General features: G+C 63.7%; 20 protein-coding genes and 1 pseudogene. 11 read left to right on the top strand and 10 right to left on the bottom strand.

All coding sequences use genetic code 11. From position 1 onward, the window contains the following. Positions 1-3: 3 nt before the first annotated feature. From J8I87_RS18755 to J8I87_RS18745, 3 genes and pseudogenes are all read left to right on the top strand, one after another. Positions 4-1,467 (top strand): annotated as a pseudogene (locus J8I87_RS18755) (hypothetical protein). 24 nt (positions 1,468-1,491) lie between these two features. Continuing rightward, positions 1,492-3,018: a sigma-54 dependent transcriptional regulator gene (locus J8I87_RS18750; protein WP_209933215.1), complete on the top strand. Its 1,527-nt coding sequence runs from the start codon at positions 1,492-1,494 to the stop codon at positions 3,016-3,018. A 155-nt stretch (positions 3,019-3,173) separates the two neighbouring features. After that, positions 3,174-3,674 carry a dihydrofolate reductase gene (locus J8I87_RS18745; RefSeq protein ID WP_209933330.1) on the top strand — a complete coding sequence of 167 codons (501 nt, stop codon included), beginning with the start codon at positions 3,174-3,176 and terminating at the stop codon, positions 3,672-3,674. A gap of 792 nt (positions 3,675-4,466) precedes the next feature. Here J8I87_RS18745 and pmbA read toward each other — a convergent pair. Next, positions 4,467-5,837 carry a metalloprotease PmbA gene (pmbA, locus tag J8I87_RS18740; RefSeq protein ID WP_209933213.1) on the bottom strand — a complete coding sequence of 457 codons (1,371 nt, stop codon included), beginning with the start codon at positions 5,835-5,837 and terminating at the stop codon, positions 4,467-4,469. Between the two features lie 205 nt (positions 5,838-6,042). Here pmbA and yjgA point away from each other — a divergent pair, with 205 nt between their 5' ends. Together yjgA and mog are read left to right on the top strand one after the other, a co-directional pair. Continuing rightward, positions 6,043-6,654 carry a ribosome biogenesis factor YjgA gene (gene yjgA / locus J8I87_RS18735; protein WP_209933211.1) on the top strand — a complete coding sequence of 204 codons (612 nt, stop codon included), beginning with the start codon at positions 6,043-6,045 and terminating at the stop codon, positions 6,652-6,654. Beyond that, positions 6,635-7,261 carry a molybdopterin adenylyltransferase gene (gene mog, locus J8I87_RS18730; RefSeq protein WP_209933208.1) on the top strand — a complete coding sequence of 209 codons (627 nt, stop codon included), beginning with the start codon at positions 6,635-6,637 and terminating at the stop codon, positions 7,259-7,261. Before yjgA ends, mog begins: the two co-directional genes overlap by 20 nt. Positions 7,262-7,264: 3 nt before the next feature. Here mog and orn read toward each other — a convergent pair whose 3' ends face one another. Continuing rightward, positions 7,265-7,936: an oligoribonuclease gene (gene orn / locus J8I87_RS18725; RefSeq protein WP_209933206.1), complete on the bottom strand. Its 672-nt coding sequence runs from the start codon at positions 7,934-7,936 to the stop codon at positions 7,265-7,267. A 149-nt stretch (positions 7,937-8,085) separates the two neighbouring features. On the opposite strand from orn, the gene J8I87_RS18720 reads away from it, so the two are divergent. The 3 genes from J8I87_RS18720 to J8I87_RS18710 are packed head-to-tail and all read left to right on the top strand — an operon-like array spanning position 8,086 to position 10,627. Continuing rightward, positions 8,086-9,345 carry a M48 family metallopeptidase gene (locus tag J8I87_RS18720; protein ID WP_209933204.1) on the top strand — a complete coding sequence of 420 codons (1,260 nt, stop codon included), beginning with the start codon at positions 8,086-8,088 and terminating at the stop codon, positions 9,343-9,345. Further along, complete coding sequence (gene rsgA / locus J8I87_RS18715; RefSeq protein ID WP_209933202.1) at positions 9,342-10,295, top strand: ribosome small subunit-dependent GTPase A; 954 nt, start codon at positions 9,342-9,344, stop codon at positions 10,293-10,295. The genes J8I87_RS18720 and rsgA overlap by 4 nt, the downstream gene beginning before the upstream one ends. A gap of 11 nt (positions 10,296-10,306) precedes the next feature. Next, positions 10,307-10,627: a DUF2007 domain-containing protein gene (locus J8I87_RS18710; protein ID WP_209933329.1), complete on the top strand. Its 321-nt coding sequence runs from the start codon at positions 10,307-10,309 to the stop codon at positions 10,625-10,627. A 37-nt stretch (positions 10,628-10,664) separates the two neighbouring features. On the opposite strand, the gene J8I87_RS18705 is transcribed toward J8I87_RS18710, so the two are convergent. The 6 genes from J8I87_RS18705 to rpsP all read right to left on the bottom strand — a co-directional run bounded on the left by J8I87_RS18705 (position 10,665) and on the right by rpsP (position 14,926). Continuing rightward, on the bottom strand, positions 10,665-11,603 hold the full coding sequence (locus tag J8I87_RS18705) for a CobD/CbiB family protein (RefSeq protein ID WP_209933200.1): 939 nt from the start codon (positions 11,601-11,603) through the stop codon (positions 10,665-10,667). A 156-nt stretch (positions 11,604-11,759) separates the two neighbouring features. Continuing rightward, positions 11,760-12,458 (bottom strand): CoA pyrophosphatase, encoded by a 699-nt coding sequence (locus J8I87_RS18700; protein WP_209933198.1) that lies wholly within the window; start codon positions 12,456-12,458, stop codon positions 11,760-11,762. Between the two features lie 93 nt (positions 12,459-12,551). Continuing rightward, on the bottom strand, positions 12,552-12,935 hold the full coding sequence (gene rplS / locus J8I87_RS18695) for a 50S ribosomal protein L19 (protein WP_209933196.1): 384 nt from the start codon (positions 12,933-12,935) through the stop codon (positions 12,552-12,554). A gap of 144 nt (positions 12,936-13,079) precedes the next feature. Beyond that, complete coding sequence (gene trmD / locus J8I87_RS18690) at positions 13,080-13,847, bottom strand: tRNA (guanosine(37)-N1)-methyltransferase TrmD (protein ID WP_209933194.1); 768 nt, start codon at positions 13,845-13,847, stop codon at positions 13,080-13,082. A gap of 24 nt (positions 13,848-13,871) precedes the next feature. Next, complete coding sequence (gene rimM / locus J8I87_RS18685; protein WP_209933192.1) at positions 13,872-14,576, bottom strand: ribosome maturation factor RimM; 705 nt, start codon at positions 14,574-14,576, stop codon at positions 13,872-13,874. 95 nt (positions 14,577-14,671) lie between these two features. Continuing rightward, complete coding sequence (gene rpsP, locus J8I87_RS18680; RefSeq protein WP_006476550.1) at positions 14,672-14,926, bottom strand: 30S ribosomal protein S16; 255 nt, start codon at positions 14,924-14,926, stop codon at positions 14,672-14,674. Between the two features lie 172 nt (positions 14,927-15,098). Between rpsP and J8I87_RS18675 the strand changes: the two genes are divergently transcribed. Further along, a complete protein-coding gene (locus J8I87_RS18675; RefSeq protein ID WP_209933191.1) occupies positions 15,099-16,280 on the top strand; it encodes a PQQ-dependent sugar dehydrogenase in 1,182 nt (393 codons plus the stop codon). Positions 16,281-16,425: 145 nt separating this feature from the next. Next, positions 16,426-16,893 carry an NINE protein gene (locus J8I87_RS18670; RefSeq protein WP_209933190.1) on the top strand — a complete coding sequence of 156 codons (468 nt, stop codon included), beginning with the start codon at positions 16,426-16,428 and terminating at the stop codon, positions 16,891-16,893. 9 nt (positions 16,894-16,902) lie between these two features. Here J8I87_RS18670 and J8I87_RS18665 read toward each other — a convergent pair whose 3' ends face one another. Together J8I87_RS18665 and J8I87_RS18660 are read right to left on the bottom strand one after the other, a co-directional pair. Next, a complete protein-coding gene (locus tag J8I87_RS18665) occupies positions 16,903-18,039 on the bottom strand; it encodes a PA0069 family radical SAM protein (protein WP_209933189.1) in 1,137 nt (378 codons plus the stop codon). Positions 18,040-18,147: 108 nt separating this feature from the next. Then, positions 18,148-18,636 carry an Lrp/AsnC ligand binding domain-containing protein gene (locus J8I87_RS18660; protein ID WP_209933187.1) on the bottom strand — a complete coding sequence of 163 codons (489 nt, stop codon included), beginning with the start codon at positions 18,634-18,636 and terminating at the stop codon, positions 18,148-18,150. Positions 18,637-18,802: 166 nt separating this feature from the next. On the opposite strand from J8I87_RS18660, the gene J8I87_RS18655 reads away from it, so the two are divergent. Further along, positions 18,803-20,089: a D-amino acid dehydrogenase gene (locus tag J8I87_RS18655; RefSeq protein WP_209933185.1), complete on the top strand. Its 1,287-nt coding sequence runs from the start codon at positions 18,803-18,805 to the stop codon at positions 20,087-20,089. Positions 20,090-20,190: the final 101 nt, after the last annotated feature.

Genomic DNA, 20,190 nt, shown 5'->3' with positions numbered 1-20,190 from the left:
ACAATGATAACCAGTACAAAAGACGGAAAGCCGCGAGTCCGACTCGCGGCTATTCCTGCTGCTGCGATGCTCTTCGCACTCTCGCACGGGGTCTATGCGCAAGCCATTGGCAGTCAGTCGCTCGAAGAGCGGCTCAACACGTTGATGCGCGTCGTCGACGAGCAGCAGCGGCAGATTCAATCGCTCGAACGGCAGGTGACGAATCTGGAGATGTCGCAGCGCGGCCGCGGCGCGCCGGGCTATGGCGCGCCCGCGGGCAGCGCGGCCGTCGCCGGGCAGCCGGGCGCGGACGGTCTGCCGATGCCGCTGCCGCCGCTCGCGCAGGTGACGCCGGGCGCGCCCGCACCGGGCAACGCGACGCGCACCGCAACGGGCGTGCCCGTCAATCCGCCCGCGCCGGAAGGCTCGACGGCCGCGGGGTCGCCGGGCACGAGCAATCCCAACGCTCAGGCGCGCGGCTCCGGCGTGCCGGAAGGCGCCGTCGGGCAAACGCAGAAAGCGGCCGAGCCCGTGCGCACCCAGGCCGAAGAAGCCGTCGCGCAGCGCGAGCACGCGCGCCTCTTCGGTCATCGGCTGACGCTGGACTGGGGTATCAGCGATACCTACTACGACCGCCGCCAGCTGCAACTGTCGGGCTTCCTCGCGCTCGACGCGATCTTCCTCGGCAACATCAACCTGGGGCAGACCAAGTCGCATCAAGTCATGGCCGACCTCGACACGCGCTATGGCCTCACGGATCGCATCAGCGTCGATGTCGGCGTGCCGTACGTGTACGGGCACAGCCAGTTCATCGTCGGCGGCGCGGGGGGCGCGGCGAACACGCTGTCGGATGCGTCCGTCAACTCGAACGCGATCGGCGATGTCAACTTCGGGATCTACTATCAGATCCTGAAAGAGACCAACAACATTCCGGACGTGGTCGGCAGCCTGCGCGTGAAAGCGCCGACGGGCACGGCCGTTCGGCCTCAAGGTCGTGCAGCTCGCGCCCGACAACACCAATCTCGTCGCGCCATCGAAGCTGCCGACGGGCGCGGGCTTCTGGAACGTCACGGCGGGCCTGTCGGTGCTGAAGACCTACGACCCCGTCGTGCTGTTCGGCAGCGTCTCCTATACGTACAACATCGCACGCTCGTTCGCGGATATCTCGTCGGTGCAGGGCCAGACGCAACCGGCGACCGTGAAGCTCGGCGACATCTTCCAGCTCGGCGCGGGCGTGGCGCTTGCGTTCTTCGACAAGGACTCGGCCAGCATCTCGTACACGCTCGCGCTACAGCCCTCGTCGAAGACGAAGGCGCGCGGCGGCGACTACGTGCAAGTGCCCGTCAGCGAGACGACCGCCGCGGGGATGAACTTCGGCCTGAACCATGTCGTGAACAGGCATCTGACGATCAACGGTTCCGTCTCGATCGGCATGCACCCGATGCGCCGAACTACGTTGTCGGCTTGCGGTTTCCCTACATATTTTGACGTGACACCCATACGAGGCAGATCGTGCGTGAATCTTCTCACCTGAGCTCCGTTATCCCGCTTGCCGGCACAGGGCTGCGCCTCGCCGTCTCACGCGGATCTGAGACAGCCGGCGCGCAACCGACGGCCGTCGACACGCCGCGCGGCGCGGCGCCCGAAACGGTCGGGCGCATCCTGCTGTACGCCGCGCGCACGCCGGACGACGGGCTCGTCGAGCATCTGAAGAGCCGTGGCTGGAGCGTGCTGGTCGCGCGCTCCGCGCATGAAATCGGCCGGCTCATCAAGCCCGCGACGATCTGCGCGGGCCTCGTGGACATGGCGAGCTTCGCGGTGCGCGATCTGCCCGCGCTGGAGGCAAGCCTGCGGCAACAGCAGGTCGGCTGGATCGCACTCGCGAATCCTGAGCGGCTCGCCGACCCTACCGTGCGGCGGCTGATCCGCCACTACTGCTTCGATTACGTGAAGATTCCCGTGGCGAACGCGACGATCGACTATCTGATCGGCCACGCGTACGGCATGATGAATCTCTGCGACGCCGACATGCCGCCCGACACGACGGCCGTCAGCGACGACGAGATGGTCGGCACCTGCGAAGCGATGCAGCAGTTGTTTCGCACCATCCGCAAGGTCGCGAACACCGACGCGAGCGTGTTCATCTCCGGCGAGTCGGGCACGGGCAAGGAACTGACGGCGCTTGCGATCCACGAGCGCTCGCCGCGCCGCAAGGCGCCGTTCATCCCGATCAACTGCGGCGCGATCCCGCATCATCTGCTGCAATCGGAGCTGTTCGGCTACGAGCGCGGTGCGTTCACGGGCGCGAACCAGCGCAAGATCGGCCGCGTCGAGGCGGCCAACGGCGGCACGCTGTTTCTCGACGAAATCGGCGATCTGCCGATGGAAAGCCAGGCGAGCCTGTTGCGCTTCCTGCAGGAAGGCAAGATCGAGCGCCTTGGCGGCCACGAATCGATTGCCGTCGACGTGCGCATCATTTCCGCGACGCACGTCGATCTGGAAGACGCGATGCGCGACGGGCGCTTCCGTTCTGACCTGTTTCACCGGCTGTGCGTGCTGCGCGTCGACGAACCGCCGCTGCGCGCGCGCGGCAAGGACATCGAACTGCTCGCGCATCACATCCTCGGCAAGTTCAAGACCGATAACGCGCGCAAGCTTCGCGGCTTCACGCCGTCGGCCATCGAAGCGATGTACAACTACCACTGGCCGGGCAATGTGCGCGAACTGATCAACCGCGTGCGCCGCGCGATCGTGATGGCGGAGGGCAAGCTGATCTGCGCCGACGATCTCGACCTCGCGAACTTCAGCGAACAGCAGACCGTAAGCCTCGCGCAGGCGCGCGAGGCCGCCGAGAAGCGCGCGATCGAAGCTGCGCTGCTGCGGCACCGGAACCGGCTCAACGAGGCGGCGACCGACCTCGGCATTTCGCGCGTGACGCTGTACCGGCTGATGGGCGCGCATGGTTTGCGCGATACGTCCAGTGACGACAAGGCCGATGGCAAGAGCCCGTCTGCGGGCGGACGCGAAGCCCGCGAATAGCGCTGGAATGTTTCCGTCACCCGCCGGGACGAAGCGCGCACTCCCGACGGGCCGCCTGGCGAAGGGCGCCACGCATGCCGCCGCGTATTGCGCTGGCGGGCGCGCGCTCGGGTAGAATCGGCTTCCGCTTTCAGCTACCCGTTTCACACTCTCGCATGACGACGCTCACCCTGATCGTCGCTCGCGCCCGCAATGGCGTGATCGGCCGTGACAACCAGCTCCCCTGGCGGCTCCCCGAGGACCTCGCCTTCTTCAAGCGCACGACGATGGGCGCGCCCATCGTGATGGGCCGCAAGACACATGAATCGATTGGCCGCGTGCTGCCGGGCCGCCGCAATATCGTTGTGACGCGCGACGCACAGCGCCGGTTCGAGGGCTGCGATACCGTCACGAATCTCGACGACGCCTTGGCGCTTGCGGCGCGCGACGATGCGCCTGAAGCGTTTCTGATCGGCGGCGCGCAGTTGTATGAGGAAGGCCTGCGGCGCGCGGACAAGATGATCGTTACCGAGATTCACGCTGACTTTGAGGGTGATGCGGTGTTTCCTGCGCCTGATCCCGCGCAGTGGGATGAGGTCTCGCGGGAGACGCATTGCGCGAAGGCGCCGAATGAGTTTGAGTATGCGTTTGTGATTTATCGGCGCAAGGGGCGGTGAGGATTTGGATTGGGTTTGGCTTGGATAGGGTTGGTTCAGCCTTGCGCTGGCATCCGGGATGCGCCTCGCGGCGCGGGCGTTGCCCCTGTGCGGGGCGGCACCTCCTTTCTTTGCCGCGGCAAAGAAAGGAGGCAAAGAAAGCCGCTCACACCGCCAATCCTTGACGTTTATCCACGTGCCCCCAACGTCCCCATGTTTATCGCGGAAGTGTGCTGGCCCATGTCCGTCGCGAACGCACTGAGCAGCGCCAACCCGCTCCGTGCGCCCGCGTCGCAGACCACGCCCTCGATCATCCAGCGCCCCGGTGCGGCAAACTTATGCAGGCATTCGCGCCGTCAGAACATCTTCGCTGCGCGATGCCTCTGCACAGTTGGAGCGCTGTCCTGTGAGACGCGACAACCAACATAGGTTTGCTGCAAAAGGGCAGTGAAACATCAGGACGGTTAGCCGTTGTGCGAGCGCATGAAGCGGGTGAGGCGTTCAAATAGCACGTTGGCAACAAAGATGGGCCACGGTTTGGTGTGCGAGGCGCGGGGATGTTGAGGTCCCGTGGACAAGCGTCAAGCATTGGCGGTGTGAGCGGCTTTCCTTGCTTCCTTTCTTTGCCGCGGCAAAGAAAGGAAGTGCCGCCCCGCACAGGGGCAACACCTGCGCCGCGAGGCGCTATCGCGGATGCCCGCGACAGCAGCAAATCACGCATCGCGGATGCCAGCGAAAGAGGCAAATCACAAACTGCATCGCCAACGCCCGCGCAAAGGGCAAAAATCCCCCGCCAGCCGCAGGCTAAGAAAATCACTGCCCCGCAATAGTCATCCGCTCAATCAACACCGAGCCCGTCTGCTTGGTCCCGCGGACAATCGTGTCCGCCCCGATCGCGACGACATGCCGGAACATCTCCTGCAGCGTACTCGCTACCGTGATCTCCTCGACGGGGTACTGAATCTTGCCATTCTCGACCCAGAAGCCCGACGCGCCGCGCGAATAGTCGCCCGTAACGTAGTTGACGCCCTGCCCCATCAGCTCGGTCAACAGCAAACCCGTGCCGAGCTTGCGGAGCATCTCCTCGAAGTCATCGGACGCCTGAGTCAGCGAGCTTCGCAGCGACAGGTTATGCGAGCCGCCCGCATTGCCCGTCGTCGGCATGCCGAGCTTGCGCGCCGAGTACGTCGACAGGAAATAACCCTCGACGACGCCGTCCTTCACCACCGAACGCTGCTTCGTGCGCACGCCTTCTTCGTCGAATGGCGCGCTGCCCATCGCGCGCGGCACGTGCGGATCTTCGACCACCTGCACATGCGGCGCAAACACCGGCTTGCCCAGGCTGTCGACGAGAAACGACGTCTTGCGATACAGCGCGCCGCCGCTGGTCGCCTGCACGAATGCGCCGAGCAGCCCCGCTGCGAGCGGCGCCTCGAACAGCACGGGCACCTTGCGCGTGTCGAGACCGCGCGCGTTCATGCGCGCCAGCGCGCGTTCCGCCGCGTAACGGCCGACGGCCTCCGGATCGGCGAGCTCGCCTGCGCTGCGCTTGGACGTGTACCAGTCGTCGCGCTGCATGTTGCGGCCGCTGCCCGCGATCGGCGCGCACGAAATGTAATGGCGCGAGTACGGATAGCCCGCGAGGAAACCGCGCGACGTGCCCAGCACGAACTGCGAATGCTGCGCCGATACGCTCGCGCCTTCCGAATTTTTGATCTGCGGGCTCGTCGCGAACGCGGCGTCTTCCGCACGGCGCGCGAGCTCGACGGCTTCGTCCGCGTCCAGATTCCACGGGTGATACAAGTCCAGGTCGCGCGGATCGGTTTCGAGCAGCTCTTCTTCGGCGAGGCCCGCGCAGTCGTCTTCCGCCGTGAAGCGCGCGATGTTGTACGCGGCCATCACCGTATCCTTCAGCGCCTCGGGCGAAAAGTCAGACGTGCTCGCATTGCCGCGCTTGTTGCCGATGAAGACCGTCACGCCGACCATCTTGTCGCGGTTGTGCTCGATCGTCTCGACTTCGCCGCGCCGCACAGAAACGGACAGGCCATCGCCTTCCGAGATTTCGGTAGCCGCGTCGGTTGCGCCGAGCGACTTTGCGTGACGAAGAATGTCGGAGGCGATTTCCTTCAGTTCATCCTGCGTATGCGGGAAAAAACGTTGCCGGGCTTCCGTGTCTGCTGCCATTGTCGTTTGCCGTCCTGAGTTGCCGTGCGGTCCGGGCCGAAGCCCGCAAGAGTTCATCGTTGCAGTTGCCGTGCGCCGATGTATCCCGCGATCATAGCAAGCTCTGCGACGCTGTACCTGGCATTCGCAAATGCTTTGCGCCGATGCGCTCGCGCGGTCCGCACCTCGTCCAGCCGGCGAGCCCCGGCACGTTACAATATCGCGCATGACACGCAAAACCCGCATTCAACCCATCGAATCCGCTGACGTCGCCGACGACAACGGATATGACCGTCCCAGCAAATCGCAACTGAAGCGTGAAATGCACGCGTTGCAGGCGCTGGGCGAAGAGATCGTCGCGCTGCCAAAAGACGCACTCAAGCGCATGCCGATGCCCGAATCGCTCGACGAAGCCGTGCGCGAAGCGCGCCGCATCACCGATCACGAAGGCAAGCGCCGCCAGATGCAATATGTCGGCCGCATCATGCGCGGGCTGACGGACGAGGAAACCGCCGCGCTGCGCGAGGCGCTCGACACGTACAAGGGCGTCAACAAGGCCGAGACGGCGCGACTGCACTGGGTCGAGCGCACGCGCGAGCAACTGCTCGCCGACGACGCCGCGTTGACGGAATTCATCCGCCGGCACCCCGCCGCCGATGCGCAGGAAGGCCGTACGCTGATTCGCAATGCGCGCAAGGAAGCGCAGCAAAGCAAGCCGCCGCGCTACTTCCGCGAGCTGTTCCAGTGGATCAAGAGTGCGGCGGGCGCCAGCGACGACGACGCCGATGACGACAATCGGGACGATTCGGACGACCACGATGACGATACTCACGCGTAATCACCCCGACGAACTGATCGTCGGCCTTGTGTCGATCAGCGACCGCGCCAGCACGGGCGTCTATGAGGACAAGGGCATTCCGTCGTTGCAGGAGTGGCTCGGCGGCGCGCTCACGTCGCCGTTTCGCACCGAAACGCGCTTGATCCAGGACGATGCGCCGACCATCACGAAGACGCTGATGGAACTCGTCGACGAAGCCGCCTGCGACCTCGTGCTGACGACGGGCGGCACAGGCCCGGCGCGCCGCGACGTGACGCCCGAGGCAACGCTTGCGGCCGGGACGAAGGAAATGCCGGGCTTCGGCGAGCAGATGCGCCAGATCAGCCTGAACTTCGTGCCGACGGCGATCCTGTCGCGCCAAGTGGCCGTGATCCGCGAGACGGCCGAACGCGCCGCGCTGATCATCAACCTGCCGGGGCAGCCGAAGTCGATCAGGGAAACACTGGAAGGCCTGCGCGATGAAGCAGGCAAGGTGAAGGTGCCGGGCATTTTCGCCGCCGTCCCGTATTGCATCGATCTGATCGGCGGCCCGTACATCGAGACGAACGCCGCCGTCGTGGCGGCGTTCCGGCCGAAGAGCGCCGTGCGCGCTCCCCGGCAAGGCTGAACGTTACTTCGCGGACGTGTCGCTCGACGCCGCGTCGGCGGTCGCACTGGACGCACTGGACGCACTGGACGCACTGGACGCACTGGACGCACTGGCTGCGGGGATCAGGAAATGCTCGCGGTAGTAGCGCAGTTCGTCGATGGATTCGTGAATGTCGGCGAGCGCCGTGTGCATCGCGCGCTTCTGGAAGCCCTTGTAGATGGTGGGCTGCCAGCGGCGGCACAGTTCCTTCAGCGTGCTGACGTCGAGGTTGCGGTAATGGAAGAACGTCTCGAGTTCGGGCATCCAGCGCGCCATGAAACGGCGGTCCTGGCAGATGGAGTTGCCGCACATCGGCGACTTGCCGGGCGGCACGTGCTGGCCGAGAAACGCGCGGATCTGCCCTGTCGCCTCGGCTTCCGTCACCGTCGAAGCCCGCACGCGGTCGATCAGGCCCGACCGGCCGTGCGTGTTCTTGTTCCAGTCGTCCATCTTGTCGAGCGTTTCGTCGCTCTGATGGATGGCGAGCACGGGGCCTTCGACCACTTTGTCGAGCGTCGAATTGGTCACGACGACGGCGATTTCGATGATGCGGTCGTTGTCGGGATCGAGCCCGGTCATTTCCATGTCCAGCCAGACGAGATTCATGTCGCTGCGCACGAGCGGCTGATCGACGGATTCGATAATGTCAGTCATTGAAGGCAACCCAGATGTGAACGGCGGCAACGCGACCGCGGCGCACCCGCAACAGGCGCACTGGCCGACGATACGCCGAAGATAGCGCGCTCCCGCCCACAGGCGGGAACAAACATATAATTCTCGCATAGAACCCACGGATTCCCCGGATGCCTACTCTGTACTTCACCGTTCTGTTCGTGATCGCCGTGGTGGCGATGGTCGGCACGAAGCTCTGGCTCGCGTCGCGGCAGATACGCTTCGTTGCGGCGCACCGTGAAAGCGTGCCGCAACAGTTCGCCGGCACGATCGCCCTCACCGCCCACCAGCGCGCCGCCGACTATACGATCGAGCGCACGCGGCTGACGATGATCGAGATCGTCGTCAGCGCGGCCGTGCTGATCGGGCTCACGCTGCTAGGCGGCGTGCAGGCGCTCGATCTGGCCATCGGCGACTGGGTCGGCCGCGGCTACGTCGGAGAGATCGCGCTGGTCGCCGCCGTCATCGCGATCACGAGCGTGGTCGACCTGCCCTTCGAGTATTACCGGCAGTTCGTGATCGAACAGCGCTTCGGTTTCAACCGGATGACGAAGCGCATCTTTTTCGTCGACCGCGTGAAGGGCGTACTGCTCGGCGCGGCGTTCGGTCTGCCGCTGCTGTTCGTCGTGCTCTGGCTAATGAACCAGGCGGGCACGTACTGGTGGTGGTGGACGTGGATCGTCTGGGTCGTGTTCCAGATGCTCGTGCTGGTCCTCTACCCGAGCTTCATTGCGCCGATGTTCAACAAGTTCGAGCCGCTGAAGGACGAGGCACTCGTGCATCGCATCGACGCGCTGATGAAGCGCTGCGGCTTTGCAGCGAAGGGGCTGTTCGTGATGGACGGCAGCCGCCGTTCGGCGCACGGCAACGCGTACTTCACGGGCTTCGGCTCGTCCAAGCGCATCGTGTTCTTCGATACCCTGCTCTCGCGCCTCTCCGGCGGCGAAATCGAAGCGGTGCTCGCGCATGAGCTCGGCCACTTCAAGCGCCGCCATGTCATCAAGCGGATGATCGTCACGTTCGCGATCAGCCTCGCAATGCTCGCTCTGCTCGGCTGGCTCGCGCAGCGCGTATGGTTCTTCGAAGGGCTGGGCGTGCGCCCTTCGATGACGGGCAGCAATGACGGCCTCGCGCTCGTGCTGTTCTTCCTCGCCGTGCCCGTGTTCCTGTTCTTCGTGACGCCGCTTGGCAGCCTCACGTCGCGCAAGCACGAGTTCGAAGCCGATGCGTTCGCCGCGACGCAGACGGACGCGAAGGATCTCGTCAATGCGCTGGTGAAACTGTATGAGGACAACGCGTCGACGCTCACGCCCGACCCGCTCTACACCGCGTTCTACTACTCGCATCCGCCCGCTTCGCAGCGGATCGACCGCCTGCTGCGTCACGCATGAGCGGCCGCTCGCCGAAAGCGCTGCGCGCCGCTGCCGCCGGCGACCGCGCGCAGGAACGGGCGCGCGGCCTCGTGATCGCAGCGCATGGACGTCACTACATCGTCGCCCCCGAAGACGGCGGCATGATGCTGCAATGCTTTCCGCGCGGCAAACGCAGCGAGATCGCCGTCGGCGACCAGGTGCTGTACGAGCCGACTTCCGCGGATCAGGGCGTCATCGTCGAGATCGGCGAGCGGCGCAATCTGCTGTATCGCTCGGACCAATACAAGTCGAAGCTTTTCGCGGCCAATCTCGATCAGCTGCTGATCGTGCTCGCGACCGAGCCGCATTTCAGCGAAGACCTGCTCGGCCGTGCGCTCGTCGCGGCGGAAGAAAATGACTTGAAGCCGCTGATCGTGCTCAACAAGATCGACGTCGAGGCCGTGCTGCCGCTCGCGCGCAAGCGGCTCGAACTGTATCGCGGGCTCGGCTATACGGTGCTCGAAGTGTCGATCAAGACGCAGCCGGATGCCGCGCGCGCGACGCTCGAAGAACATCTGCGCGGACATTCGACACTGCTGCTCGGCCAGTCGGGCATGGGTAAGTCTACGCTCGTCAATCTGCTGATCCCCGACGCCGAGGTTGCGACGCGCGAAATCTCGACGGCCCTCAACAGCGGCCGCCATACGACCACGTTCACGCGCCTCTATCCACTGCCGGGCGGCGAAGGCGCGCTGATCGACTCGCCGGGCTTTCAGGAATTCGGCCTGCATCATCTGACAGAAGGCAAGCTCGAGCGCGCGTTTCCGGAGTTCAGGCCGCTGCTGCCGAACTGCCGCTTTTACAACTGCCATCATCTGCACGAGCCGGGCTGTGCGATTCTCGACGCCGTCACCGATGGAAGGATCGCAAAGGAACGGCATGCGCTCTACGCGCAGCTCGTGCACGAGGCGAGCCAGATCGTCCGCTGAGCGCGATCATGATGAAGCTCATACGGGCACCCAACGTCGTGATCGGGCAGCATTGGGTCAATCTGCTGGAGGCGGCGGGCATCGCGTGCGAACTGCACAACCGCTATCTGAGCGGCGCGATCGGCGAGATTCCGGCGGATCAGTGCGCGCCGGAGTTGTGGCTCGTCGATGAACGCGACGAAGTGCTGGCAAGAAAGCTGATCGATGCGGCGCGCAACGGACCGGCGGCCGGTGCGCCCGGCTGGCGCTGCGCGCATTGCGGCGAACTGCTCGAAGCGCAGTTCACCGTATGCTGGAATTGCGGAACGGCGCGCGATCCTTTGGACAGTTGAGAGCGCGCGTCGTCCGGAACGCGTGGTTCAACGCGCTTCAGGCGAGCCAGACGGCGATCGTCAGCATCAGAAGCAGGATCATCCACAGAATGACGGCCCGCCATACGAGGCCCACCGCCGATTGCAGCGTGCGCGGCGTGCAGTCGTCGCCGACGGGCATCGGGCCGCCGTCACCCGTCGCCAGCGCATCGAGGCTCGACACTTCCGCCAACGGACCCGCGAGACGCGCGCCCAGCGCACCGCTGCCCGCGGCAAGCAGCACCCCATCGTTTGGATCGGGCCATTGGCGCGTGTGATTGCGCCAGGCGTAGATCGCGTCCTCGAAATTGCCGACGATCGCAAAACCCAGCGAGGTCAAACGCGCCGGAATCCAGTCGATCACGAAGAACGCGCGCTGCGCGAAGGTGGAGAACGCAACAGTCCGGTCGTCGGCGGGCTTCGACCATGCGCGCGCCAGATATTCAGCCGTGCGGTACAGCACGGCGCCCGCCGGGCCGACGGGAATCAGGAACCAGAAGAACACGCCGAACACATGCCGGTGCGAGGCGACCACGGCATGAATCAGCGTATGGCGGACGATCTCGCTGACGGGCATATCGACGGTATCGATGCCCGTCCATTCGTTGAGGATCTCGCGGGCGCGCGGCACGTCGTCGTTGTTCAGCGACAGGTGGATGTCCGTGAAGTAATGGCTGAACTGGCGAAAGCCGAGCGTGAAGTACAGCACCGCGACGTTCCACAGGAACGCGAGCACGAAATGAATCTGGTAGAGCACGAAATAGATCAGCCCGACGACGAGCGTCCACGGCAGCACGACCACGAGCCACGCGACAATGCCGTGCTTTTCCTTGCCGGCATCGAAGCCGTGCGCAGTCGATTCCGCATGGTATTGAAGAAGCGCCGAAACGGGATTGTTCGGCGACAGCGCGCGCACCTGTTCGAGGATGAGGGCCAACAATACGGAGAAAAAAGTCATGCGAAGCGCCGTGCTATTCGAGTTCTTGACGAGCGGATGTGTTTTGCCGAGCTATCGGGATTGGTCATTACGATAGCACAGGGCCGGATGAGGCTGAGTGGCTGCCATTACAAACGCAATACAGCCGGACAGCCCGCGCGACGGGACGGCGAAGTGTCAAGCCGCGAGGAAGCGATAGAAATTGCGCAACATGCCCGCCGTTGCGCCCCAGATGAAGTATTGGCCGCCCGCGACACCTCGCGGATAGGGCATTGCAAAAAAACGACGCTCGCCGCCCTCCCACTTCAGCACGCGCACCTCATGGTTCTTCGGGTCCATCAGAAAGCGCAGCGGCACTTCGAAGATTTCCGCGACTTCGAACGTGTCGGCGGTGACCGAAAATGGCGGATGCACGAGACCGACCACGGGCGTCACGCGAAAGCCCGTACCCGTCAGATACTCGGGCAACGCACCGAGCACTTCGACCCGCGACGGGTCAAGCCCGACCTCTTCCTGCGCTTCGCGCAGCGCCGTTGCGGTGGTGGTGGCGTCGCCAGGTTCGTGGCGGCCGCCAGGAAAGCTGACCTGCCCCGCGTGATCGTTCAGATGAGCAGTGCGCTGCGTCAGCATGACGCTCAGCCCGCCGTCGCGTACGACAAGCGGCACCAGCACCGCCGCGACGCGCGGATCGCCCGTTTCGCGCCAGCGCACTTCCCGCGTTTCCTGCTCCCACGGGAGATTTTGTTCGAAGCGGGCGCGCAGGCCGTCCGGCGTCAGACGCGCGGGGACGACAGCGGGCAGATCGTCATCTGCTGCTTCGACGGGCAAGGCTTCGGGGTCAAAGACGGGACGGGCAGGACGTGAAGGCGCGGTCAATGGAAGTCTCGAAACGAGCGCTCAAGGGACAAGTTGCTATTTTGACCTGGCAAATAAAAAAGCACCCGTGACGGGTGCTTTTTCTTACAGCTTTTACTCTTGAGCAGCGCGGTCTTTCGACACCAGCTTCTCTTTGATTCGAGCCGACTTGCCCGAACGCTCGCGCAGGTAGTACAGCTTTGCACGACGCACGTCGCCACGGCGCTTGACGACGATGCTTGCCAGCAGCGGCGAATACGTCTGGAACGTACGCTCGACGCCTTCGCCCGACGAAATCTTGCGGACGATGAACGACGAGTTGAGGCCACGGTTACGCTTCGCGATCACGACGCCTTCGTAAGCCTGAACGCGCTTGCGGTTACCTTCAACCACGTTGACGCTCACGACGACCGTGTCGCCCGGACCGAATACGGGGATGGTCTTGCCTGCGAGCGCGCGCTCGATTTCTTCCTGCTCGAGTTTTTCAATCAGATTCATCACTGACTCCTATTGCCATCTTGTCGGCGTTCGTACCTGCCTCGCGCTTCGCGCCCGGCTACGGCCCCGACAGAGGATGGGTTCACATCTGGAACCGGCCACGCATGGACGATTCCGCCTTGATCCCGCTTCGTCGCGCGAAGCTCAATGCTTCGACGCTTCCTTGGCGAGACTTGCAAGCCATGCCTCGTCGGCATGGCTCAACAACTTGTTCTTTCTGGCCTGGTCGATCAGATCGGGCCGCTTGAGCAACGTATTGCGCAACGCTTCGCGCCGCCGCCACTGCTCGATTTCCGCATGATGGCCGCCGAGCAGCACATCGGGCACGCGCACGCCGCTGTATTCCTCCGGACGCGTGTAATGCGGGCAATCCAGCAAACCATCGACGAAGCTGTCCTGCACCGCCGATTGCGCATCGTTCAACACGCCCGGCAGATGACGCACAACGGCATCGATCAGCGCCATCGCGGGCAACTCGCCACCCGACAGCACGAAGTCGCCGAGGCTGACTTCTTCGTCGACGACCCGGTCGATCAAACGCTGATCGATCGCTTCGTAGCGGCCGCAAAGCAGGATCAGACCGGGCTCTGCGGCGAAGCGCATCACCTTGTCGTGATTCAGTGGGGCACCTTGCGGCGACATCATGACCACGCGCGCGCCGCCGATGCCCTGCTCCGCCTGCGCCGCTTTCGCGGCATCGATCGCGTCTTCCAGCGGTTTGGCCAGCATCACCATGCCGGGGCCACCGCCATAGGGACGATCGTCGATCGTGCGGTAGTTGTCGGTCGTGAAATCGCGCGGATTCCACGTACGCAACCCATAACGCTCCTGCTTCGCCGCGCGGCTCGTGATGCCCCAGTCGGTCAGCGCGCGAAACATTTCGGGAAAGAGCGTGACGATATCGAACTGCATCACCCTCTCCGTGAAGCGAATGTATTAGTAATCGGCTTCCCAGTCGACGACGATCTTCTTCGCCGCCTGATCCACCGTCTTGACGTATACGCCGACGAACGGGATCAAGCGCTCGTCCGTGACCGGTTGGCCGTCTTTCCCGGTAGCCGGATATTCGATGCGCAACACTGACTGAGCACCGTTGTTGATCAGGCCTGCCACTTTGCCGAGTTCGACGCCTGCCTCGTTGACGACATCGAGGCCCAGCAGATCGACCCAGTAATACTCGTCGGCATTGAGCGCGGGGAAGTCGCTGCGGCGCACGTAGACGCGGTAACCGCGCAACGCAAATGCGGCATCGCGGTCGGCGGTGCCGGCCAGATGTGCAACGATACTGTCGCCGTGAACCTTTGACTGCAGGCGGGGCGCCGATTTGCGCTCGCGACCGTTTTCGAGCCACCAGCGTTTGGCGCTGAGCAAGGCGTCGCCGCCCTGACCGGCGTCCGCATGCGCGGCCACCTTCACCCAACCTTTGAGACCGTATGCATCGACGATCGCGCCCACTTCGACGGCGTCGTCGGGCCAGCTTTGCGCCGATTCAGCGCACATTTCCTGCGCGGCTGGCGCCTTTTCGGCATTCGCCACAGGTCGTTCGACCGGCTTGCGGACAAACGCACCAAATGACGCTCGCGCTGTTGGCTGTGTCGTCGCCCTGGCGCGACCTGAACTACCCGAATCACGCTCCGACATCAGCGAACCTCAAGCCTGCATACATCAAACCCGTACACCCCAGACTCGCGCAAAACCAGCGTTGCACGAGCCAACGATGCACCTTGAAACTGCATTTACGCAGCCGGCTGCGCCTTTTGCGCTTCCTTCACCAGACGCTGGACGGTCGGCGACAGTTGCGCGCCAACGCCTTGCCAGTACGTCAGGCGGTCTTGAGCGATACGCAGCGACTCACCCTTCGTGGCGACCGGGTTGTAGAAGCCAACGCGCTCGATGAAGCGGCCGTCACGACGGTTACGCGAATCGGTTGCGACGATGTTGTAGAACGGGCGCTTCTTCGAGCCGCCACGAGCCAAGCGGATGATGACCATACTAGAATCCTTGAAAACCGGGGTTCGAAACTACTGAAACACGCGATTATATCCTGAAACCAAAACCACAACAAACACTTAGCGGGATAAACTGAGCGGCCGGCTGTGGCGGACGCTTAAACCCTCGCTCGGCCAGCAGCAAAAATCGTCTGAACAACCTGCCGGGGGAGCCATGAAGCGCCTGTTTTCGCTCTATCGGATGTCGTTCGCGGCAGCGTCGCGCAAACGCCACGGCGCCGCGCGCCCGGCGTGCGCCCTTGCTTTCCTCGGATCGGTCGTGATCGGCGCATCGTTCTGGGCGGCTTGCGCGTGCGCGGCGCTGCCCCTGGAGCGGCTCAAGCTGCCGCCCGGTTTCAAGATAGAAGTGCTGTCGGACGATGTACCGTCCGCCCGCGAAATGGCGCTGTCGCCCAAAGGCATCCTGTACGTGGGGAGCTTCGAAGGCAGGATCTACGCGCTCGAACTGCGTGACGCACGCGTGGCCGCCCGCCACGTGATCGCGTCAGGACTCGAACAGCCGATCGGCGTCGCGTGGCACGACGGCGCGCTGTACGTGTCGGCGATTTCGCGCATCCTGCGTTTCGATGCGATCGACAGCCACCTGAGCACGCCGCCCAAACCCGTCATCATCGACAATTCCCTGCCGACCGAACACCAGCACGGCTGGAAATTCATCGCTTTCGGGCCGGACGGCAAGCTCTACGTGCCGCAGGGCGCGCCCTGCAACATCTGCCTTACGGACCGCGACCGCTACGCGATGATCGGCCGGATGAACCCCGACGGCAGCCACCACGAAACCTTTGCCCGGGGCATCCGCAACACGGTCGGCTTCGACTGGCATCCTGTGACACACGAGTTGTGGTTCACCGACAACGGCCGCGACATGCTCGGCGACGACCGCCCCGACGACGAACTGAACCGCGCCCCGCACGCCGGCATGGACTTCGGTTACCCGTTTTGTCACGCAGGCGATATTTCCGACCCCGAGTTCGGCAAGGGCCGTTCCTGCAGCGAGTTCACGCCGCCCGCCGCGAAACTCGGTGCGCATGTCGCGTCGCTCGGCATGCGCTTTTATACAGGATCGATGTTTCCAGCCGACTATGCGAACAGCATCTTCATCGCCGAGCACGGCTCGTGGAACCGCAGCAGCAAGGTCGGTTATCGCGTGGTCCGCGTGAGTGCGAAGCCGGACGGCACGGACGTGCGGCAGGAGGTTTTTGTCGAAGGCTGGCTGCTGCCCGATCAATCCGTCTGGGGCCGGCCGGCGGACGTGCTGCCGATGCCCGACGGTTCCCTGCTCATCAGCGATGAATACGCTGGGGCGATCTATCGCGTCACCTATCGCGCGCCATGACCCGTCCGGCGTGAGGCCGCGACGTCAGTAAGGCCGGCATAACGCCGACAAGTGCTACGTATGGAGCGGGCAGCGTAGAATGCGCGTCGGCTGCACGTACGATCCGCAGCCTCTCATCTCGTCTGTCACTCTGTCGCTCACGTTCATGGCCACCGTCGCTACGCACAACTCGCGCTTCCGCTCGAAGACCGTCACCGCTGCGCTCGCGTTTTTCTTTGGCACGCTCGGCGCGCACCGGTTCTATCTGTATGGTTGGCGCGATGTATGGGGCTGGGCGCACCTGGTCGGTACGATCATAGGCATACCCGGCTTCATGCTGCTCGTGGCGACCGAACGCGCCGCCATCATGGGATGGGTGCTCGCGTTCCCAGGCGCCGTATCGATGCTGGCGGCTTTTCTCGCGGCGATCGTCTACGGGCTGCGCGCCGATGACAAATGGGACGCGCAGTTTAACGCGCATACCGAGCGACGCAACCGTTCTGGCTGGGCCGTGATCTTCGTCGTGATCTTTTCGCTGCTGATCGGCGCGTTTCTGCTGATGACTGCGCTCGCGTTGTCGTTCCAGACGTATTTCGAATCTCAGGTCGAAGCGGCGAAAGCGATCTCGCAGTAACGGCCGCAATCAGAAAAGACTTAGCTGCGACGTGTCCGGCGCGACGGGCTTGGGCGGCTCGACACGCTTGAAGTGCGACATGTCGAGAATGCCGTGGTTGCGCGCATTCAGGCCAAGACGCCGCACCGCCTTCGCAAAGCGCTGCCTGAGCAAATCGGCCCACGTCCCCTCGCCCTTCATGCGCGTCGAAAACGACGAGTCGTAATCCTTGCCGCCGCGCATGTCGCGCACGCGGCTCATCACGCGGTCGGCGCGATCGGGGAAATGGGCCGTGAGCCAGTCTTTGAAGAGCGGCGCGACTTCCCAAGGCAGACGCAATACGATGTAACTGGCACTCGTCGCACCCGCTTGCGCACAGGCTTCGAGCACGCGCTCCATGTCCGGCTCCGTGACGAACGGAATCACGGGCGCGATGCTGACACCCACCGGGATGCCTGCGTCGCTCAGCGTGCGGATGGTCCGAAGCCGCCGCGAAGGCGTCGCAGCGCGCGGTTCGAGTGTGCGGGCGATATCGGCGTCCAGCGTCGTGATCGTGATGGCCGCCATCATCAACCCTTTCTGCGCCATCGGCGCCAGCAAGTCTATGTCGCGCTCGATCAGCGAATTCTTGGTGATCGCCGCAAACGGCTGGCTATGGTCGCTCATCACCTGGATGACGCGCCGCGTCAATTGCAGGTCACGCTCGATGGGCTGCCACGCGTCGGTGTTCACGCCGAGCGCGATCGGCTCCGGCACATAGGACTTCTTCGCCATTTCGCGCGCCAGCAATTCGGGCGCGTTGACCTTCGCGTAGATCCGGCTTTCGAAATCGAGCCCCGGCGACAGCCCCAGATAACTATGCGTCGGCCGCGCAAAGCAGTAAATGCAGCCATGCTCGCAGCCGCGGTAGGGATTCAGCGACACGCTGAACGGAATGTCCGGCGACTGGTTATGCGTGAGGATGCTTTTGGCGCGCTCTTCGAAGACCTGCGTGCGCAGCGCGGGCCGGCCACTGTCTTCGTCCCGCGGCGCGATCCACCCGTCGTCTACCGCCTCGCGCTGGTCCACTTCGTAGCGGCCCTGCACGTTCGTCACCGCGCCCCGCCCTTTGCGCGGAGCGGGCGGCGCGATCGGATATTCAGGAATGTCTCGCTCGTAGTCGGTCACGGCACACGTCAAATGCAATGCAGAATACTGTACAAATATACAGTGTTTACAGCCTTTGTCGAGTCCGATTTTCAGCGCCGATTCGGCAACGCGCGGCCGCCGAATCGCCTACTCGCCGACGGCGATCGTCAGCGTCTCCTTGATTTCCTCCATCACAACGTAGCTTTTCGACTGCACGGCGCCCGGCAGCTGCAGAAGGATGTCGCCGAGCAGCTTCCGGTAGTCGGCCATTTCGCCGATGCGCGCCTTGATCAGATAGTCGAAGTCGCCGGACACCAGATGGCATTCGAGCACCTCGGGAATTTTCTGCACTTCGCGCCGGAACTGGTCGAACATGTTGCCGCTCTTGTGATCCAGCGTGATCTCGACGAAAACCAGCAACGCGGCGCCCAGCTCAGCCGGATTCACGCGCGCGTAGTAGCCGGTGATGACGCCGTCGCGTTCCATGCGCTTGACGCGCTCGATGCACGGCGTCACCGACAGACCCACCTGCTCCGCAAGTTCTTTCATCGCGATCCGGCCGTCGTTCTGGAGGATTTTCAGGATCTTGTGATCGAGCTTGTCGAGCGCCCGAATCGGTTGACGTTGTGTACGCATGGTTTTTACTGAAAATTGGAAAAATACGATAACAAAACCTACATCAACGCCAATATCATAGCCGTTAACACTAGGTATACGGCAAATCACCTCGTTAATCGAACAAAATTACGAAAAACGAGGTTCTCCAGCACGCCGCGACCCTTTCGAACTTTATGGAGCATCTATGCGAGTCGTCGTTTTGGGCAGTGGCGTCGTCGGAGTAACGAGCGCCTATTATCTTGCGCGCGCGGGTCACGAGGTTACCGTGATCGATCGCGAAGCGGGTCCTGCGCTCGAAACGAGCTTTGCCAATGCCGGCCAGATCTCGCCGGGCTACGCCGCGCCGTGGGCAGCGCCGGGCGTGCCGCTGAAGGCCGTCAAGTGGATGTTCCAGAAACACGCGCCGCTCGCGATCCGGCTCGACGGCACGCAATTCCAGCATCAATGGATGTGGCAGATGCTGCAGAACTGCACGTCCGCACGCTATGCCGTCAACAAAGGCCGCATGGTGCGCCTCGCCGAGTACAGCCGCGATTGCCTGCAGGCGCTGCGCGCCGAAACGGGTATCCAGTATGAAGGCCGCACGGGCGGCACGCTGCAACTGTTCCGCACCCAGCAGCAGCTCGACGGCGCGGCAAAAGACATCGCCGTGCTCGAAGAAGCAAACGTAGCGTACGAACTGCTGATGCCGGCCCACCTCGCGCGCGCCGAGCCGGCGCTCGCCGCGACGTCGCATAAGCTGACGGGCGGCCTGCGCCTGCCGGGCGACGAAACAGGCGACTGCCAGCTGTTCACGACGGGCCTCGCGGCGCTCGCTGGGCAACTGGGCGTCAAGTTCCGCTACAACACGCCGATCGACGCGCTCGCGATGGACGGGGATCGCATCGCTGGCGTGAAGTGCGGCAGCGAGATCGTGCGCGCGGACAGCTTCGTTGTCGCACTCGGTTCGTATTCGACGAACTTCCTGTCGGGCATCGTCAAGATTCCTGTGTATCCGCTCAAGGGCTACTCGATCACCGCGCCGATCGTCAATGCGAAGGCGGCGCCCGTCTCGACCGTGCTGGATGAGACGTACAAGATCGCAATCACGCGTTTCGACGACCGGATTCGTGTCGGAGGAATGGCGGAGATCGTCGGCTTCGACAAGAAGCTGAAGCAGGTGCGCCGCGAGACGCTCGAAATGTGCGTCAACGACCTGTTCCCGGGCGGCGGCGACACGTCGAAGGCGACGTTCTGGACGGGCCTGCGCCCGATGACGCCCGACGGCACACCCATCGTCGGCCGCACGCCGGTATCGAACCTCTTCCTGAACACGGGGCACGGCACGCTCGGCTGGACGATGTCGTGCGGCTCGGGCCAACTGCTCGCCGACCTGATCTCGGGCAAGCGCCCGGCGATCCAGTCGGGCGACCTGTCGGTGCATCGCTATCTGGGCGAAACGGCGGGTCAGACGCGTCCCGCTTACGCCTGATCGATTCATTCGCTACTTCGAAACGCAACAACGGCGCCCATGGGCGCCGTTGTCATTTGATGCGTCTGATTCAGCTGGCGCCTTGCGCCGTCAGAACTGAT

This window comes from Paraburkholderia sp. LEh10, assembly GCF_017814945.1.
Taxonomy (GTDB): Bacteria; Pseudomonadota; Gammaproteobacteria; order Burkholderiales; family Burkholderiaceae; genus Paraburkholderia.
This window is presented reverse-complemented; position numbering and strand designations above follow the sequence as displayed.

Excerpts from the sequence above, each read along its gene's own strand:
- J8I87_RS18710 (WP_209933329.1), top strand. The coding sequence starts at position 10,307 with ATGAAGCTCATACGGGCACCCAACGTCGTGATCGGGCAGCATTGGGTC.
- orn (WP_209933206.1), bottom strand. The coding sequence starts at position 7,936 with ATGACTGACATTATCGAATCCGTCGATCAGCCGCTCGTGCGCAGCGAC.
- yjgA (WP_209933211.1), top strand. The coding sequence starts at position 6,043 with ATGACACGCAAAACCCGCATTCAACCCATCGAATCCGCTGACGTCGCC.
- rimM (WP_209933192.1), bottom strand. The coding sequence starts at position 14,576 with ATGTCGGAGCGTGATTCGGGTAGTTCAGGTCGCGCCAGGGCGACGACA.
- mog (WP_209933208.1), top strand. The coding sequence starts at position 6,635 with ATGACGATACTCACGCGTAATCACCCCGACGAACTGATCGTCGGCCTT.
- pmbA (WP_209933213.1), bottom strand. The coding sequence starts at position 5,837 with ATGGCAGCAGACACGGAAGCCCGGCAACGTTTTTTCCCGCATACGCAG.
- J8I87_RS18675 (WP_209933191.1), top strand. The coding sequence starts at position 15,099 with ATGAAGCGCCTGTTTTCGCTCTATCGGATGTCGTTCGCGGCAGCGTCG.
- trmD (WP_209933194.1), bottom strand. The coding sequence starts at position 13,847 with ATGCAGTTCGATATCGTCACGCTCTTTCCCGAAATGTTTCGCGCGCTG.
- J8I87_RS18660 (WP_209933187.1), bottom strand. The coding sequence starts at position 18,636 with ATGCGTACACAACGTCAACCGATTCGGGCGCTCGACAAGCTCGATCAC.
- J8I87_RS18655 (WP_209933185.1), top strand. The coding sequence starts at position 18,803 with ATGCGAGTCGTCGTTTTGGGCAGTGGCGTCGTCGGAGTAACGAGCGCC.
- rsgA (WP_209933202.1), top strand. The coding sequence starts at position 9,342 with ATGAGCGGCCGCTCGCCGAAAGCGCTGCGCGCCGCTGCCGCCGGCGAC.
- J8I87_RS18670 (WP_209933190.1), top strand. The coding sequence starts at position 16,426 with ATGGCCACCGTCGCTACGCACAACTCGCGCTTCCGCTCGAAGACCGTC.
- J8I87_RS18720 (WP_209933204.1), top strand. The coding sequence starts at position 8,086 with ATGCCTACTCTGTACTTCACCGTTCTGTTCGTGATCGCCGTGGTGGCG.
- J8I87_RS18745 (WP_209933330.1), top strand. The coding sequence starts at position 3,174 with ATGACGACGCTCACCCTGATCGTCGCTCGCGCCCGCAATGGCGTGATC.
- rpsP (WP_006476550.1), bottom strand. The coding sequence starts at position 14,926 with ATGGTCATCATCCGCTTGGCTCGTGGCGGCTCGAAGAAGCGCCCGTTC.
- J8I87_RS18705 (WP_209933200.1), bottom strand. The coding sequence starts at position 11,603 with ATGACTTTTTTCTCCGTATTGTTGGCCCTCATCCTCGAACAGGTGCGC.
- rplS (WP_209933196.1), bottom strand. The coding sequence starts at position 12,935 with ATGAATCTGATTGAAAAACTCGAGCAGGAAGAAATCGAGCGCGCGCTC.